Annotated in this window: 2 protein-coding genes; both read left to right on the plus strand. The window is 44.4% G+C overall.

Annotation, left to right across the window (positions count from 1 at the left end; all coding sequences use genetic code 11):
• On the plus strand, positions 1–1,079 hold a 1,079-nt coding region (locus tag A39O_RS38115), incomplete at its 5' end, for a glycosyltransferase family 2 protein (RefSeq protein WP_211211558.1).
• Complete coding sequence (locus tag A39O_RS38120; protein WP_083924591.1) at positions 1,076–1,636, plus strand: class I SAM-dependent methyltransferase; 561 nt, start codon at positions 1,076–1,078, stop codon at positions 1,634–1,636. The genes A39O_RS38115 and A39O_RS38120, both read left to right, overlap by 4 nt.
• Positions 1,637–1,724 lie beyond the last annotated feature (88 nt).

Consider the following 1,724-nt stretch of genomic DNA (forward strand, 5'->3'; position numbering starts at 1 on the left):
CTAAAAGGCGACATCAAGCGAATCCAGTCGTTCTTTCTCTTGCCACATACAATTTATGCGAACAGCTTGTCCGTATAATTAATAGAATCTCGATAACGGCTTTTCTACTTAAGGTGGTTAACTTGCTTTTGAATCGTTACCCAGGCAAGCTGTGTTCTAGGTTTTTGGAGCATTCCGCAATGACTTATATGGGGGAACAACGGATAGCCGCTTTGTTAACTTGCCATAATCGTTGCAACACGACCCTTGATTGTTTGGACTCGCTTTTTCAGAATCGTCTACCGGAAGGCCATTCGCTTACGGTGTTTCTCGTCGATGACGGAAGCACAGACGGTACTGCAGCGTCTGTTAGAAAGCGGTTCCCCAATGTTAGCGTGATTCTGGGTGATGGAAATTTGTACTGGAATGGCGGAATGCGCTTGGCGTTCGCCACAGCGATGCGTAATACATTTGACTATTATCTTTGGCTAAATGATGATGTCATTCTATATAAAAATACGCTCTCTCAATTGCTTGACACCGCTGGATCTGTTGTTGCATATAGCATTATCGTCGGAACAACGCAGGGGCGCCAAGGCGCAGCGGCTACGTATGGTGGTCTTGTAAGGATCAGTCAGTGGCATCCGTTCAAATACCGTACCATGCAAGCAGGAAACGCTCCTCTAGCTTGCGACACAATGAATGGAAATTGCGTATTGGTCCCATGTGAAGTCGCAAACAAACTTGGTAACTTGGACACGGCTTACATTCATACTATGGGCGATATCGATTATGGATTACGAGCAAAATCCGCAGGTTTTTCTGTTTTTATCATGCCAGGCTACGCTGGGCAATGCGACCGACATTTACCCGGTGTATCGCCAAACAGAAGCGATGGCATTTTTGAACGATATCATAAACTACTAGGGAAGAAGGGGCTGCCCTTGAAGGCTTGGTACGTCTTTACAAGACGTCACGGCGGGCGCTTTTGGATGGTATTCTGGTTGTGGCCTTCGGTTAAAATTCCTCTTTGTGCAACGAAGACCGCGATAACATCATGGTGGAAAGACGTGCTATCAGTAATGAGGAATATAGCATGAAAGTGCAGTTTGGCGCTTTTGATAAAAAGGTGGATGGCTGGAGAAATACCGATATTACACCTCATATTTGGATCTCGAAAGTTCCGCTATTACCATTCGTACTTAGTAAGCTTGGTCTGATGACCGCCGCTCGGTACGAACAGCATAAGCAGGGTATATTCAAGCAACTGCATTATCTTAATTTGTGTACACCGCTTCCTTTCCCTGATTGCTCAATAGACGCAATTTTTAGTTCGCACGTTTTCGAGCATTTGTTTTTAGATGAAGTTAAAAAGTTGATCCGCGAATGTTACCGCGTTTTGCGCCCTCAAGGGATTTGTCGGGTAGTTGTTCCTGACCTCGAAAAGATAGTAGCGCGTTATGATGCTGAAGATCCTACAGTGTTTAACATAGAAATTTACGAGGTAGGGATTCGAAGCGCCGTAAAAAATTCGCATCATTGCGCGTTCACGGCGGCCTTTTTAGCTAAGCTTTTTGGTGAGGCTGGTTTTTCACAGTGTGAAAAAATGAGTTACAGAGTCGGTAAGTGTCCGGATATTGATAAACTCGATAAGTAACGAGGCATAAATTAGTTATACATCTTTATTAAGAAAAACCGTTAGGATCAACCACGTAATTCCATTGTCCAAGAGTCAGATCATGCCG

Source organism: Lamprocystis purpurea DSM 4197 (assembly GCF_000379525.1).
In the GTDB taxonomy this organism is placed as follows: Bacteria; Pseudomonadota; Gammaproteobacteria; order Chromatiales; family Chromatiaceae; genus Thiodictyon; species Thiodictyon purpureum.